This window comes from Streptomyces sp. NPDC056479 (assembly GCF_042795335.1).
Classification (GTDB): domain Bacteria; phylum Actinomycetota; class Actinomycetes; order Streptomycetales; family Streptomycetaceae; genus Streptomyces.
Map to the genome: position 1 here is coordinate 327,747 of NZ_JBHTRZ010000002.1, position 15,101 is coordinate 342,847.

A 15,101-nucleotide genomic window follows, 5' to 3' on the forward strand; every position below is an offset into this window, starting at 1 on the left:
GCCGAGTCATCATATGAGTCCCGGAACGGAGTGTGAGCTTCCGCGGGCTTGTCCCTGTCCAGATGTGGAGTCCTGTGAGCGAGACCGAGGTGACCATCGCACCGCGCCCTCTGCTGCTGGCGGACGGCCGGCCCGCCGAGCGGGCGTGGTCGCTGGATCCTGCCCTCAAGCACCTGAACCACGGCTCCTTCGGGGCGGTTCCGCTGGTGGCGCAGGAGCGGCAGGAACTGCTGCGGGTGGAGATGGAGCGCTCGCCCGTGGTGTGGTTCCCCGCGCTACCGCAGCGGCTCGCCGCCACCCGTGCCGAGCTCGCCGACTTCCTGCGCGTCAGTGCCGACGACCTTGCCCTCGTACCGAATGCCAGTGCCGGCGCGAGCGTCGTCTACGCCGCCCTCCCGGTTCGCCACGGCGGGGAAATCCTCGTCACCGACCACGGCTACGGCGCCGTCACGATGGGTGCCGAGCGGCTGGCACGTCGGTGGGGCGGCCGGGTCCGTACCGCCCGAGTGCCGCTGGACGCGGACGAGGACCAGGCGTACGAGGCCGTGGCCGGCGAGTTCAGCGACGCCACCGAGCTCGTGGTCGTCGATCAGATCACCTCGGCCACCGCGCGGCGGCTGCCCGTGGAACGCATCGGGGCGGAGGCCCGCCGGCGCGGCATCCCCGTCCTCGTCGACGGCGCGCACGCGCCGGGGCTGCTCGCCGACCCGCTCGCCGATGCCACATACGACTTCTGGACCGGCAATCTGCACAAGTGGGGCTGTGCCCCACGCGGCACCGCGGCGCTGGTCGCGCGCGGCCCGCTGCGCGACCGGCTCCACCCCCTCATCGACTCGTGGGCGGCGGCCGACCCCTTCCCCGACCGCTTCGACCAGCAGGGCACCATCGACGCCACCGCCTACCTGGCCGCGCCGACGTCCCTCGCCTTCGTCGAGCGCGCTTGGGGGTGGCCCGCCGCCCGCCGCTACATGGACGAACTGGCCGACTACGGCGCCCATGTCATCGGCACCGCGCTCGCCGAGCCGACCGGCGCGGACCGCGCGGTCGACGTCGGCATGCCCGTGCCCGGCATGCGTCTGGTGCGCCTCCCGGACGGCCTCGCCGCCGACCGGATCGAGGCCGACGCACTGCGCGACCGGGTGGCCCTCGAACTGGGTGTGGAGGCGGCCTTCACCAGCTTCGACGGCGTCGGCTACATGCGCCTGTCCGCCCACGTCTACAACACCGCCGCCGACTACGAGTACTTCGCCGAGGAATGCGTCCCCGTCCTCGGCAAGTGGGCCCGAGAAAACTCAGGGAAGAGGTCAGCACAATGAGAAGAAGGACGGCAGCTCTCGCGCTCGGCACCGCCGCCGCGATGGTCCTGACCGGCTGTTCCACCATGAGCCCCGAGGCGAACGGAACAGTCACCCTCAACATGGTCGAGAGCCTGACGAACCCCACCCGCACCGACCTGCTCAAGGACCTCATAGCCGACTTCGAGCAGCAGAACCCCAAGATCAAGGTCAACCTGGTCTCCCCGCCCACCGAGCAGGCCGACCAGAAGCTCCAGCAGATGCTCCAGTCCGGCAGCGGAGTGGATGTGCTGGAGGTCCGCGACATCACCGTAGGGCCCTGGTCGAACAACGGCTGGCTCTACGACATGAAGAAGGACCTCGACGGCTGGAAGGGCTGGGAGGGCATGACGGAGAACGCCGTCAAAGCCTCCAAGGACGCCAAGGGCAGGACGTACTTCGTCCCGTACGGCTTCTACGGTCTGAGCCTCTTCTACCGCACCGACCTGATCAAGGAGGCGGGCTTCAGCAAGCCGCCGGCCAGCTGGGCGGAACTCGTGGAGCAGGCTTCCGCTGTTCACGACCCGGCCAAGCGCCGCTACGGCTACGCCTTCCGCGGTGGCGCCAACTCCAACAGCAATGCCACCGCCGCCATCGAGGCCTACCTCGCCGACCATGTCGACCCGGCCAACGGCTTCAAGCTCAAGAACGGCCGTACGATCTTCTCCGCCCCCGAGGCGGAGGACGCGATCGAGAACTACCTTGAGCTCTTCAAGCAGGCCTCTCCCAAGTCGTCCGTCTCCTGGGGCTATCCGGAGATGGTCGAGGCCTTCTCCAACGGGTCGACGGCGTTCCTGTTGCAGGACCCCGAGGTGATCGCCACGGTCTCGAAGTCGAAGTCGATCTCGAAGGACCAGTGGAGCACCGCGCCGCTGGTGGCCGGGCCCGGCGGCAAGACCGTGCAGCCGCTGGCCACCGCCGGGTGGGGTGTCGCCAAGGGCAGCGGGCACAAGGCCGAGGCCGTCAAGCTGGTCGAGTTCCTCTCCGAGGGCGAGGCGTCGACGACGTTCACCAAGAAGAACAGCCTTGTGCCCATCCTCAAGTCCGCGAGCAGCGACTCCTTCTACAGGACCGGCCCCTGGTCGAGCTACGTCACCATGACCGAGCATCCGGAGCAGTACCTGGTCGTCACCCAGCCGCGAGGAGTCACCTGGTGGGCCGAGTGGCAGCAGAAGGCGGACGCCGACGTACAGAAGCTGATCCTCGGCAAGACGACGCCCAAGAAACTGCTGGCGGGCTGGGACGCGTACTGGACCGAGAAGTGGCGGCAGGAGCAGTAGACATGTCCGTCGCTTCAACGACTACGGCGAAGACGCCGGCGCCGGGCGGTGGGGAGGCCTCTCGCAAGCGAGGTCTCCCCCAGCGGGGCCGCCGACGGGAGTTCACCACCCGGCGCGGCCTGAGCATCGCCGCCTTCATGGCGCCGGCCGCGGTCTTCGTGGCGGTCTTCACCTACTACCCCATGATCGCGGGCGGCCAGATGGCCTTCCGCAACTGGAAGTTGACCGACCTGACCGACACTTCCTGGGTCGGGCTCAAGAACTTCCGCGACGTCTTCGCCGACCCGGCCTGGGGCACCGTACTGGGCAACACCGCGGTCTGGGTGGTCGGTTCGATCGTCCCCCAGCTGGTGATCGGCTTCGCCCTCGCGCTGTGGCTGCGCCGCCGCTTCCGCTTCCGCGGCCTCTACCAGGCGCTGATCTTCTTCCCCTGGGCGATCTCCGGATTCCTCATCGGCATCCTGTTCCGCTGGCTGTTCAACAGCGAGTTCGGCGTCGTCAACGACCTGCTGCAGAAGGCCGGTCTGATCGACGAGCCGATCGCCTGGCTGGCGGACCCGAAGACGGCGATGGTGGCGGTCCTCATCGCCAACGTCTGGTACGGCGTCACCTTCTTCGCGATCATGATCCTGGCGGCGCTCCAGTCGATCCCCGACGAGCTCTACGAAGCCGCCGCGCTGGACGGCGCGGGCAAGGCACGCACGCTCTTCCAGATCACCATCCCGTACATCCGCACCACGCTGGCACTGACCGTGCTGCTGCGGGTGATCTGGATCTTCAACTTCCCCGACCTGATCTTCGGCATGACCGGCGGCGGGCCCAACAACGAGACGCACATCGTGACCACCTGGATGATCAAGATCACTCAGCAGGGCGACTACGGCAGGGCCTCCGCGCTCGGCCTCCTCGTGGTGGCCGCGCTGCTGGTGTTCGCGGTGTTCTTCCTCATGGCCACGCGTGAGAAGAAGGGACTGAGGCCGTGATCGGCAAGGAGACCGCGGTCGGCCGGGCCGTCAAGTTCACCTTCCTCGGTGTGTGGCTGCTCTTCACCGTCTTCCCGCTCTACTGGATCACCGTCACCTCGCTCAAGGCGCCCGGCGACATCTTCCACTTCCCGCTCGCCTACTGGCCCGAGCGCTTCTCCCTGGAGAACTACAGCGGCCTGTTCGGCACGGCCGACTTCGGGACGTACCTCACCAACAGTCTGATCGTCTCCACCGTGGCGGGCGTGACGGCCACGGCGATCTCGATGCTCTCGGCGTATGTGCTGGCCCGCTTCGAGTTCCGCACCAAGTCCGCACTGCTGATGGCCGCGCTGGTGACCCAGATGATCCCGTCGTTCATCGCGCTGGGACCGCTCTACCTGCTGATGACCGATCTGAAGCTGGTCGACAATCGCTTCGGCCTGATCCTCGTCTACATCGCGGTGTGCGTCCCCTTCTGCACGGTGATGCTGCGCGGCTTCTTCGAGAACATCCCGGACGCGCTGGAAGAGGCCGCCATGATCGACGGCCTGTCCCGGTTCGGAGCGCTCTTCCGGGTTCTGTTGCCGGTGATGCGCCCCGGCATCATCGCCGCGTTCATCTTCAACTTCGTCAACTGCTGGAACGAGCTCTTCCTGTCGGTGACGCTCATGAACAGCGACAGCAACAAGACCGTCCCGACGGCCCTGAACGGCTTCATCTCCAGCTTCAACATCGACTGGGGCTCGATGTCCGCGGCGGCCGTGCTCACCATCCTGCCGACCATGCTCCTGTTCGCCTTCGCCAGCCGTCATATCGTTCAAGGCCTCACGTCGGGGGCGGTGAAGGGCTGAGACGAAGGACTGAAATCGATTCGAACGGGCACTCGTATGCCACCAACGATTGAGGGGTGGCATACCGCTCATGGAGATCTCGGGCGTGTTCAGCGCCATTGTTATCGGCATTGTGATCGGTGTTCTCGGCCGACTCGTGGTTCCCGGCCGCCAGCGCATCGGCGTCCTGTGGACCATCGCCGTCGGCATCATCGCCGCGTTCATCGGAACCGGCATCGCCTCCGGCCTCGACGTCGCCGACACCAAGGGCGTCGACTGGGTCGAGTGGCTGTTCCAGATCGCTCTCGCGGCACTGGGTGTGGCCGCGGTCAACAAGGTGAAGCTGCGCCGCTGAACGGACCGTCTCACAGCACATGAAGCAAATCCGGTGGCCGGTGCGGCACGGCCACCGGCGGGAAGGCCATCTCTGACATCCGGGCCTTGATCTCCACACGAAGCTTCGGCGAGCTACTGGAATTCGCGGCGGCTCATGGCCTGCTGCTGCGATGTTGTAGTTCGAGAACCCGCTGCGGTGAGGGCGGAAGACCTGTGGGCCTCGTGTCTCCGGGGCCCAGGAGCGAGGGGCGGGAACAACCGGAAGGTGAGGGCGCCTTTCGCGTCGTCATCGAGGGAAGTGCCCCAGCCGGCGTAGTCGGTCGCATCCTCGGACTCGGCCCAGTCCTCCGGCCTTTCCCAGAGGTTGAGCGGCCCGACCCGGTCGTTTCCGCACGGCTGGATGGCCACCACCGGATGGCCGTCCGCAGCCAGTCGGGCGGCTGCGAGCCCGCCCTGTGTTCTTGCATCGGCCGAGCGCTTTGCACGGCCACCGATCCATACCGGTTCGGTTGCACTCAGGCAGGTGCCAGGCGAAGCGGCGGCATCCCCGCACGGTCTTGGCCGTCGCCTCGCCTCACGCACCTGGTCCAGGATCCGGCCGAACCGCCGATTCGATGCCTGCGCGGGCCGCCTCCAGCTGCGCCGCGAAGGCGATGCCGAGGAAGAGTGCCACGGCGGTGAGGTTGGCCCACAGCAGCAGGGCGATGAAGGCGGTGAGGGGGCCGTACACGGCGCCGAAGGCACCGCTCTCCTCGACGTACAGCGCCAGCAGCCAGGTGGCCGACACCCACAGCAGCAGGTGCACGGCCGAGCCGAACGCCAGCCAGGTGTAGCCCGGCTGGACCCGGCGGGGCGACCAGCGGAAGATCACGGCGGAGGCGACCCAGGCCAGCGCGAGCCCCACGGGGATGTCGAGCACACCCCACCACTGCGGCCCGCCGCCTTCCCAGCCGGCGGAGTCCGCCACCGCGTCGCCCACGGCCTCGCCGGCGACGAGTACGACGAACCCCAGCACCAGGGGCACACCGGCGGCGAGTGCGAGAACCATCGCCCGCCCATACTTGCGCGGAAGGGGGCGGTCGCGCTCGATACCGTAGATACGGTTGGCGCCGCGCTCGATCTGCCCCATGGCCGAGGCGAGGTTCAACAGCGCGAAGCCCAGACCGAGCCACAGCGCGAGCGTGCTCCAGACATCGCCGTGAGCGGTCCGCCGGGTCCCCTGGAACGCGCCCTCGACGATCTCGGCGCTCGCCCCCGGCACGATCCGGCCGAGTGTGAGCTCGATGATCCGGCCCACGCCCTCCGTGTGCACCGACGTGGCCAGCCCGACCAGCGCCACGGTGCACGGCACCAGCCCGAGCACCACCTGGAAGGCGAGCGCACGCGCGTTGGTGAAGCCGTCCGCGTAACGGAACCGTGCGAACGAGTCCATCAGCAGCCGCACTCCCCCGTAGTGGCGCAACGCGGCGAACGCCTCGTCTCCGGAGAGCTCGTCCCCGATCATGTCCCGGGTCTGGGGGACGTGGACGGCAGTACCCATGGCGTCGAGGCTCCTAGCTGTGCGGCTGCTCCCGCACGTCGGCGCATCAGTACTCGTTGCGACGCCGCATCCCGAAGGGCCGGCCGTCCGGGTCGATGAGGAGGCGATGCAGCGGCGTGCAGAGTGTCTTGGTCGTACGGGAAAGGTTCGGGCGGCGATAGGTGCGCAGGCGTCCCGGAGGCCTCGGGCCGCGGTGGCCGTTGTCGTGCCAGGCGTCCAGTGCGGCGGCGCTCGCGGCGAAGGCGTCGAAGGCCTTGGCGGGGTCGCACAGCGGGTCCGGCGCGTGCGGGGCCGGGGGTGCGGCCAGGTCCAGGTGCTCGCGCGACAGTTCCAGGCGGAGATCCCTGGCGAAGCCACGTGCGCCGTCGCCGAGACCACCGGGGTCGCGCGGCTCGCGCGGGTCTGTGGTCTCGTCCAGCACGGCGCAGGTGAGTTCCGAGTCGTGGGTCCAGGAGCGGAGGTTGACGTTGTCCGATCCGACCGAGGCCCACACGTCGTCGATCACACAGACCTTGGCGTGTACGTACACCGGTGTCCCGGCGTGGTTCTCGAGCCCGTAGACCGCGACGCGCCCGCCACCGGCACGGCGCAGCCTGTCCAGCGCCGTGATCCGGCCGATCAGGTTCATCGGCAGGGTGAGTCGGCCGTCCTGTTCGGGGACGGAGGGGATGACCGCGATCAGGCGTAGTCCGGGGTTGGCCGACAGCGCCTCGGCGAAGCATTCCACCACGTGCGGTGACCACAGGTACTGGTCCTCGAGGTAGATCAGGGCCCGGGCCCGGCTGAGCGACTTGCGGTAGCCGCGGGCGATGCTGCGCTCGCCGTCGGGGGCGAAGTCGTAGCCGCGCAGCAGCCGGTTGGGATAGGTACGGAGGACCTGGAGGGTCTGTGTGCCGCACGGCTGGGGGTCGGACGTCTGCGGTGGTAGCCGGTCGGCATCCGTGTCCTCGCGGTGAGCGAGCTCCCGCAGGCGGACGAGGGGGCTGCGGGTGAGTGGTGCGGGGTCTTCCCAGCGTTCCCGGAAGACTGCCTCGATGTCGCCGACGGCAGGTCCGCTTATCGCGAGCTGGACGTCGTGCCACGGTGGGTGCGGTCCGTACGCGGCGGCGATGCGCAGTGACTGCGGATCGCCGCGGTGCGTCGCGTCGTCGTTGCGGTTGTGGCACAGGTCGATGCCGCCGACGAACGCGACGTCGAGCTCGGGACGGTCGACGTGGCGGAGCACCACGAGCTTCTGGTGGTGCGAGCCGCCGGGGCGCACCCGCATGTCGAGCAGGCATTCGCCGCCGGCCGCTTCGATCTCCTCGCCGAGGTGGCGGTTCTCCGCCTCGCTGAACTGGAAGCGGTCCAGGTGGGAGCGCCACAGCAGCCCCTTGACGATCACTCCGCGCTCGGCCGCCTCCGCCAGGACCCGGCCGATCTCGCTGCCGGGGCCGTCCAGGCGCTCGTCCGGGTCCCCCCGCCAATCGGTGAACAGCAGCAGGTCCCCCGCGCGCTGCGCTCTGATCGCGCTGAGCAGTGCCCGGAAGTACATCGCCCCATGGACGAGGGGCCGCACCAGGTTGCCGCGCGACCAAGCCACTCGTTCTGATCGGCGGTTGTCCAGACGAGTGGCGCCGTTGCCCCGTTCGCCCGGGGCCAGCAGCCATTCGGTGAGTTCCACAGCCCACGTCCTCAGCCCAAGTCCTCCAGACAGGGCACCCGGGTACCCACTTCGTCCGATGAGAAGCCCACGGTCGTGACGGCGGCTGCGCTGAACGCGTCCAAGTACCCCGAATCCCCCGGGGTATGCGTCCCCGGCGGCGAGTTCGCCGTCTTGCAGGAACCCCCGCCCCAGGCTTTTGTTGTCGCTCGGCAACTGAGTTAACCTTCACCGGATCTTTTCATCCGGCCGAACCCGTGAACAGCGGAAACCGGACGATGAGTGGGCCTTCACGGGCCGGCGCGGTTCCGAGTCCTCGGTACGAGGGCTCTTGGGGAGCGGAACGAGGGTGCGCATGACGAGCAAGACGATCGAGGCCGTCGACGGAGCCCCTGGCGAGCGTGAGCTACGGCAGCTGCTGGCCGGACTGACCGCCGTGCGCGACGGCGACTTCGGCACCCGGTTGCCGTCCGACGGTGAGGGCCTGCTCGGCGACATCGCCACCGTCTTCAACGGCATGGTGGACCAGCTGTCGGTGTTCACCTCGGAAGTGACCCGGGTGGCGCGCGAGGTCGGCACCGAGGGAACGCTGGGGGGCCAGGCCGAGGTGCCGGGCGTCTCGGGCACCTGGGCCGATCTGACGGACTCGGTCAACGCCATGGCGGGCAATCTCACCACTCAGGTGCGTGACATCGCGCAGGTGGCGACGGCGGTCGCCAAGGGCGATCTGTCGCAGAAGGTCGACGTGCCCGCGCGGGGCGAGATCCTGCAGCTGAAGGAGACCGTCAACACGATGGTCGACCAACTGTCGGCCTTCGCCGACGAAGTCACCCGCGTGGCCCGCGAGGTCGGAAGCGAGGGCCGTCTCGGCGGTCAGGCCCAGGTGCCCGGGGTGGGCGGGGTGTGGCGCGACCTGACCGATTCGGTCAACTTCATGGCGGGCAACCTCACTTCCCAGGTCCGCAACATCGCCCAGGTGACCACCGCGGTCGCGCAGGGCGACCTCTCGCAGAAGATCACCGTGGACGCCCGCGGCGAGATCCTTCAGCTCAAGAACACCATCAACACGATGGTCGACCAGCTCTCCGCCTTCGGCGACGAGGTCACCCGCGTCGCCCGGGAGGTCGGCACCGAGGGCCGCCTGGGCGGCCAGGCGGACGTCAAGGGGGTGAAGGGCACTTGGCGCGACCTCACGGACTCCGTGAACTTCATGGCGGGCAATCTCACCGCGCAGGTTCGCAATGTCGCCCAGGTGGCCACGGCCGTCGCACAGGGCGACCTCTCACAGAAGATCACCGTGGACGCCCGCGGCGAGATCCTGGAGCTGAAGACCACGATCAACACGATGGTCGACCAACTGTCGGCCTTCGCCGACGAAGTCACCCGCGTCGCCCGGGAGGTCGGCACCGAGGGCAATCTGGGCGGCCAGGCGATCGTCCGGGGCGCCTCGGGGACGTGGAAGGACCTCACGGACAACGTCAATGTGATGGCGTCGAACCTGACCGGCCAGGTCCGCTCGATCACCAAGGTCGCCACCGCGGTCGCACGGGGTGACCTGTCCCAGAAGATCACGGTCGAGGCCGAGGGCGAGGTCGCCGCCCTGGCGGACGTCATCAACACGATGGTCGACACGCTCTCCGCGTTCGCCGACGAGGTGACCCGTGTCGCCCGTGAGGTCGGCACCGAGGGCCGGCTCGGCGGTCAGGCGCACGTGCCGAACGTGGCGGGCACGTGGAAGGACCTCACCGACAACGTCAACTCCATGGCCAACAACCTGACCGGCCAGGTCCGCAACATCGCGCTGGTGACGACGGCGGTGGCGGGCGGCGACCTGTCGAAGAAGATCGACGTCGATGCCCGGGGCGAGATCCTGGAGCTGAAGACCACCATCAACACGATGGTCGACCAACTGTCGTCGTTCGCCGCCGAGGTCACCCGCGTCGCCCGTGAGGTCGGCAGCGAGGGACGGCTCGGCGGACAGGCGGAGGTCGAGGGAGTCGAGGGCACCTGGAAGCGGCTGACGGAGAACGTCAATGAACTGGCCGGGAACCTCACCCGCCAGGTCCGCGCCATCGCCGAGGTCGCGAGCGCCGTCGCCGAGGGCGACCTGACCCGCTCGATCACCGTGGAGGCATCGGGCGAGGTCGCCGAACTCAAGGACAACATCAACTCCATGGTGGGGTCCCTGCGGGAGACCACACGGGCCAACCAGGAGCAGGACTGGCTCAAGACCAACCTCGCCCGGATCTCCGGGCTGATGCAGGGCCACCGTGATCTTCCCGTCGTCGCCGAGCTCATCATGGACGAGCTCGCGCCCCTGGTCTCGGCGCAGTACGGCGCCTTCTACGCCGCCGAGGACACCGTGCGCGGGCCCGAACTGCGGCTGGTGGGCTCGTACGGCCGTCCCGACGACACCGACCGGCCCGAACGCGTCCGCGTCGGACGCTCGTTGCTCGGGCAGGCCGCGCGCAACCGCCGTACCGTCAGCGTGGAGGAGCTGCCGCCGGGCTATGTGACCATCTCCTCCGGCCTCGGGCAGACGGTTCCCAGTGCCTTGGTGATACTGCCCATCGTGGTCGAGGACCAGGTCCTCGGTGTGATCGAGCTGGCCTCCGTCACCCGCTTCACCCAGATCCACCAGGACTTCCTCGCCCAGCTGATGCCGACCATCGGCGTCAACCTCAACACCATCGTGGCCAACGCCCGCACCGACGAGCTGCTGGACGAGTCCCAGCGGCTCACCGCCGAACTCCAGGCCCGGTCCGAGGAGTTGCAGGTCCAGCAGGACGAACTGCAGCGCTCCAACGCCGAACTGGAGGAGAAGGCCTCCCTGCTGGCCTCGCAGAACCGTGACATCGAGGCCAAGAACCTGCAGATCGAGCAGGCACGGCAGGAACTGGAGACCCGCGCGCGGGAGCTGGCGCTGGCGTCGAAGTACAAGTCGGAGTTCCTGGCGAACATGAGCCACGAGCTGCGCACACCGCTCAACAGCCTGCTGATCCTCGCGCAGTTGCTGGCGCAGAACCCCTCGCGCAACCTCACGCCGAAGCAGGTCGAGTACGCGGGCATCATCCACTCGGCGGGCTCGGACCTGCTGCAGCTGATCAACGACATCCTCGATCTCTCGAAGGTCGAGGCCGGCAAGATGGACGTCACTCCCGAATGCATCCCGCTGCGCGAGCTGCTGGAGTACGTCGAGGCGACGTTCCGCCCGATGACGACGCAGAAGAGCCTGGACTTCGCGGTGGCCACCGCACCGGGCACGCCGACCGATCTGCTCACCGACGGCTCCCGGTTGCGGCAGGTCCTGCGCAATCTGCTGTCGAACGCGGTGAAGTTCACCGAGCAGGGCGGCGTGGAACTGCGGATCGAACGTGCCGCGGAGCGGGAGGTGCCCATGGGCGTCCGCCGCGACAGTCCCCTGGTGGCCTTCCGTGTCAAGGACACCGGCATCGGCATCCCCAAGCAGCAACTGGAGACGATCTTCGGGGCGTTCCAGCAGGCGGACGGCACCACCAGTCGCAAGTACGGCGGCACCGGCCTCGGCCTGTCCATCACCCGGGAGATCGCCCATCTGCTCGGCGGCGCGGTCACGGTCGACAGCACGCCCGGTCAGGGCAGCACCTTCACGCTCTACCTTCCCGTGGCACGCGCCGACTTCGAGATGGTGCTCGACGGTGGCGGCCGGCCGGCGGAGCAGCCGCCCACCACCGCCGCCGAGCTCCTGCCGGCCTCGCCGTCGGACGCACCCTCCATCAAGGCTCCCGCGGAGCGCAGGCGCCGACTGCTCGTCGTCGAAGGCCGTACGCGCGGACTGCTCACCCTGGTCGCCGAACGCGCGGTCGCTGACATCGCACCGGACCCCGACCACCCGCTCGGGGCGATCGACATCATCACGGCGGTCGGGGCGCAGGAGGCGGCGAGCACACTGGCCGCCGACCCCTGCCACTGTGTCGTCCTGGAGCTCGGCATGCCCGACGACGAGGGCGCACGTCTGCTGCAGGCCATGGAAGGTGACTCGGCGCTGGCCAGTGTGCCGGTGCTCGTGCACACCGGTCATCACATGGACCTGGCGCAGGAGCAGCTCTTGCGCTCACGCGCCGACGGTCGCCCGCTGGACTTCCTCTCCAGCCTGGACGAGCTGCGCGAACGCATCACCCTGCACCTGTCCGCCGAGGAACCCGGAGACGTGCTCCAGCTGGTGCGCACCGAGGAACCCCAGCACGCGGTCGCACAGGTCGTCGACGACGCCCTCGTCGGCCGTACGGTGCTCGTGGTCGACGACGACGCGCGCAACCTCTTCGCGCTCAGCGGGGCACTGGAGCTCCACGGCTTCCATGTCCTGCACGCCGAGAACGGCCGCAAGGGCATCCAGACGCTGCTTGCCCACAAGGATGTCTCGCTGGTCCTGATGGACGTGATGATGCCGGAGATGGACGGCTACGCCGCCACCACGGAGATCCGCTCGATGCCCCAGTACGCGGACCTGCCCATCATCACGGTCACCGCCAAGGCCATGCCCGGGGACCAGGAGAAGAGCCTGGCGTCCGGGGCGAACGACTACGTCACCAAGCCCGTCGACACCAACGACCTCATCAGCCGCGTCCAGCGCTGGCTGTCCATGTGACGGGCGGTCGAGCCGCCGTGCGCAGCATCCGACCGTCCGGCGTCCTCGGACGTCCCAGCCGAGGAACAGGTCAACCGTGAGCAATTCCCACCATCCGACCGAGCCGGAGACCGCTGGCGGCGCGGAATCTCTTCCCGCCGCCCGGCCCGGCACGGTGGCCGGGAGCGACGGGGGCGGACGGGACGACGACGGCCGTCGCTCCCCCGTCGGCAGGCTGGCGGCGACCGTGGAGCGGCTGCGCCGGGAGGTGCGGGCGGCCCAGGCCGAGGCGGACGGGCGGGCCCTGATCGAGCTGGCCAAGGGCATCCTGGTCGAGCGGCTCGGGTGCGGACCGACGCAGGCCGCACGGCAACTCGCAGAGCTTGCCGAGCAGGCCGGGATGGCGCCCCTCGAATTCGCCGTCGAGGTCATCAACCAGGCTTCGCGCGACCGGCTCTCCGAGGTGGCCACCGCGTTCCTCGCGAACACGGCGGGCGGTGTGGAGTCCACCGACGCGACGGAGAGCGGCTCCTGCGCCGTACGGCTGCGGGCCGCCGAGAGCGGTGCACTGGCCGCCCCCGACACCCAGACCGTCGCCGAGTCCCTGATGGAACACGCCCTCAGGCCGCTCGGTGCGGAAGCGGTGGCCATCTGGGCGCTGGGCGGCGACGGCTCGCTCAGCCTGGCGGGCAGTGCCGGGTTCTCGGTCGCGGAGGCGGGACGCTGGCGGTATGTGCCGCCGGGCGTGGCGACCGTGGCGCGTCGCGGGCTCGGCGAGACCACCGGCCACTGGATCGGCTCCCTGTCGGAAAGCGGGCTGCCCTCCATCGGCCGGCACCAGCACCCGGACGGCGGCCGGGTCGCCGTACCGGCCGGCACCGGCGGCCGGATCCACGGAGTGCTCGAGATCGTCTGGCCCTCACCGCTGGAGCCCCAGTCCCCGCAGATCGTCCGCCAGGTCGAGGCCCTGGCCGAGCTGTGCGCGCACACCCTGGAAACCTCCGCCCCGCGCCAGCCGGACGGCGATGGGCGGCCCGGTGTGCTGCCGGACGTCGCCGAGCTGATGGATCTGGCCGACGGTCTGCACGACCCGGCGCTGGTACTGGTCCCGCATCTGGACAACGGCGGGGAACTCGTCGACTTCCGTATCCACCACGTCAACAACCGCTTCCTCGACCCGAGCGGGCGGCCCCGAGGCGTCGTCAACGGCTCCCTGCTGCTCGAGGCGTACCCGATGGTCGCCGGCGAGAGCGAGCTGTTCGAGCAGATCGAACGGGTCTACGCCACGGGCGAGCCCTTCCGCGCCCGCCGGGTGCGGCTGACCGCGCTGGTCGACGACGTTCCGCTGGCAGCGGTCGCCGACATAGGCATCACTCGGCACGGCGGCTGCGTCCTGCTCATCTGGCGCACGGAGAACGAGACGGCACGGCTGGCGAGCCTGCTGCAGCACGCTCAGCGCCTCGGTCGCATCGGCGGTTTCGAGGAGAACCTCCTCACCGGTGAGATCACCTGGAACGCCCAGCTCTACAGCCTCTACGGCAAGACTCCCGCGAGCGGCCCGGTTCCGTTGGAGGACCTGCCCGCCCATGCCCACCCGGACGACACCGTCGCCATCGGCAGGTTCCTGCGTACGCTGCTGCACCACCGCCGTCCCGCGTCCACGGCCTTCCGGCTCCAGCGACCCGACGGGGTGACCCGGCACATCCGTGTGGTGGCCGAACCGGAACTGGACTCCGACGGCCGGCTGTTCGTCGTACGGGGCGCCTACCAGGACATCTCCGCGCACCACTGGACGGAGGTGGCGCTGGCCGCCACACGTGACCAGCTCGCCCACTCCGAGCAGCAGGCGAGCGAACGCAACCGGCTCACCCTCCAGTTGCAGCACGCGATCATGCCGCCGGCGCAGGCGCCCCTGGACGCCCCCGGCCTCCAGGTGGCGGTTCGTTACCGGCCGGCGGAAACCCAGCAGCTCGTGGGCGGCGACTGGTACGACGCCGTCGTGCTGCCGTCCCGGCTGGTGCTGCTGTGCGTGGGAGACGTCGCCGGACACGGCATCGACGCCGCCACCACCATGGTCGTCCTGCGCAACGCGCTGCGTGGCCTCGCCGTGACGGGTGCCGGGCCGGCCCAGTTGCTGTCCTGGCTCAACATGGTGGCCCACCATCTGACCGGCGGCGTCACCGCGACGGCGGTCTGCGGCCTGTACGACCCCGAGCGCCACACCCTGCGCTGGGCCAGGGCCGGCCATCTGCCGCCCGTTCTGGTACGCGACGGAGAAGCGACGCCCCTGCCGCTGGTCAAGGGCATGCTGCTGGGGGCCGTACCCCAGGCGACGTACGAGGAACACGAGGTCCAACTGGCCATCGACGACACCTTGTTGATGTACACGGATGGCCTGATCGAGCGCCGAGACCGGTCCGTGGAGGAATCCCTGACCCAACTGCTCGCGGCCGCCCGCACGCTCCGGCCCACGCTCGAACAGCAATTGGACCGCCTGCTCACCTACAGCAGGTCCGACACGGACGACGACACCTGCATCGTGGGCGTCCGGGTCGCCTAGCCCCTCCC

General features: G+C 69.2%; 9 protein-coding genes. 7 read left to right on the forward strand and 2 right to left on the reverse strand.

Features of this window, described 5'->3' with window-relative positions; all coding sequences use genetic code 11:
- Nucleotides 1–74: 74 nt before the first annotated feature.
- The 5 genes from ACFQ6S_RS07800 to ACFQ6S_RS07820 all read left to right on the forward strand — a co-directional run bounded on the left by ACFQ6S_RS07800 (nt 75) and on the right by ACFQ6S_RS07820 (nt 4,764).
- Nucleotides 75–1,316: an aminotransferase class V-fold PLP-dependent enzyme gene (locus tag ACFQ6S_RS07800; RefSeq protein ID WP_383404867.1), complete on the forward strand. Its 1,242-nt coding sequence runs from the start codon at nt 75–77 to the stop codon at nt 1,314–1,316.
- Nucleotides 1,313–2,614, forward strand: a complete 1,302-nt coding sequence (locus tag ACFQ6S_RS07805) for an ABC transporter substrate-binding protein (RefSeq protein ID WP_383404869.1) — start codon at nt 1,313–1,315, stop codon at nt 2,612–2,614. The genes ACFQ6S_RS07800 and ACFQ6S_RS07805 overlap by 4 nt, the downstream gene beginning before the upstream one ends.
- Before the next feature lie 2 nt (nt 2,615–2,616).
- Nucleotides 2,617–3,597: a carbohydrate ABC transporter permease gene (locus ACFQ6S_RS07810; protein WP_383404871.1), complete on the forward strand. Its 981-nt coding sequence runs from the start codon at nt 2,617–2,619 to the stop codon at nt 3,595–3,597.
- Nucleotides 3,594–4,430: a carbohydrate ABC transporter permease gene (locus tag ACFQ6S_RS07815; protein ID WP_383404873.1), complete on the forward strand. Its 837-nt coding sequence runs from the start codon at nt 3,594–3,596 to the stop codon at nt 4,428–4,430. The genes ACFQ6S_RS07810 and ACFQ6S_RS07815 overlap by 4 nt, the downstream gene beginning before the upstream one ends.
- A gap of 70 nt (nt 4,431–4,500) precedes the next feature.
- The gene (locus ACFQ6S_RS07820; RefSeq protein WP_383404875.1) at nt 4,501–4,764 is read left to right on the forward strand and encodes a GlsB/YeaQ/YmgE family stress response membrane protein; all 264 of its coding nucleotides are present in this window, start codon (nt 4,501–4,503) and stop codon (nt 4,762–4,764) included.
- A gap of 555 nt (nt 4,765–5,319) precedes the next feature.
- Here the strand turns inward: ACFQ6S_RS07820 and ACFQ6S_RS07825 are convergent.
- Both ACFQ6S_RS07825 and ACFQ6S_RS07830 read right to left on the reverse strand, forming a co-directional pair.
- On the reverse strand, nt 5,320–6,285 hold the full coding sequence (locus ACFQ6S_RS07825; protein ID WP_383404877.1) for a YihY/virulence factor BrkB family protein: 966 nt from the start codon (nt 6,283–6,285) through the stop codon (nt 5,320–5,322).
- Nucleotides 6,286–6,331: 46 nt separating this feature from the next.
- Nucleotides 6,332–7,948: a phospholipase D family protein gene (locus ACFQ6S_RS07830; protein WP_383404879.1), complete on the reverse strand. Its 1,617-nt coding sequence runs from the start codon at nt 7,946–7,948 to the stop codon at nt 6,332–6,334.
- 334 nt (nt 7,949–8,282) lie between these two features.
- Between ACFQ6S_RS07830 and ACFQ6S_RS07835 the strand changes: the two genes are divergently transcribed.
- A complete protein-coding gene (locus tag ACFQ6S_RS07835) occupies nt 8,283–12,554 on the forward strand; it encodes a HAMP domain-containing protein (protein ID WP_383404881.1) in 4,272 nt (1,423 codons plus the stop codon).
- A gap of 76 nt (nt 12,555–12,630) precedes the next feature.
- Entirely contained in the window at nt 12,631–15,093 is a 2,463-nt protein-coding gene (locus tag ACFQ6S_RS07840; protein WP_383404883.1) for a SpoIIE family protein phosphatase, read from the forward strand.
- Nucleotides 15,094–15,101 lie beyond the last annotated feature (8 nt).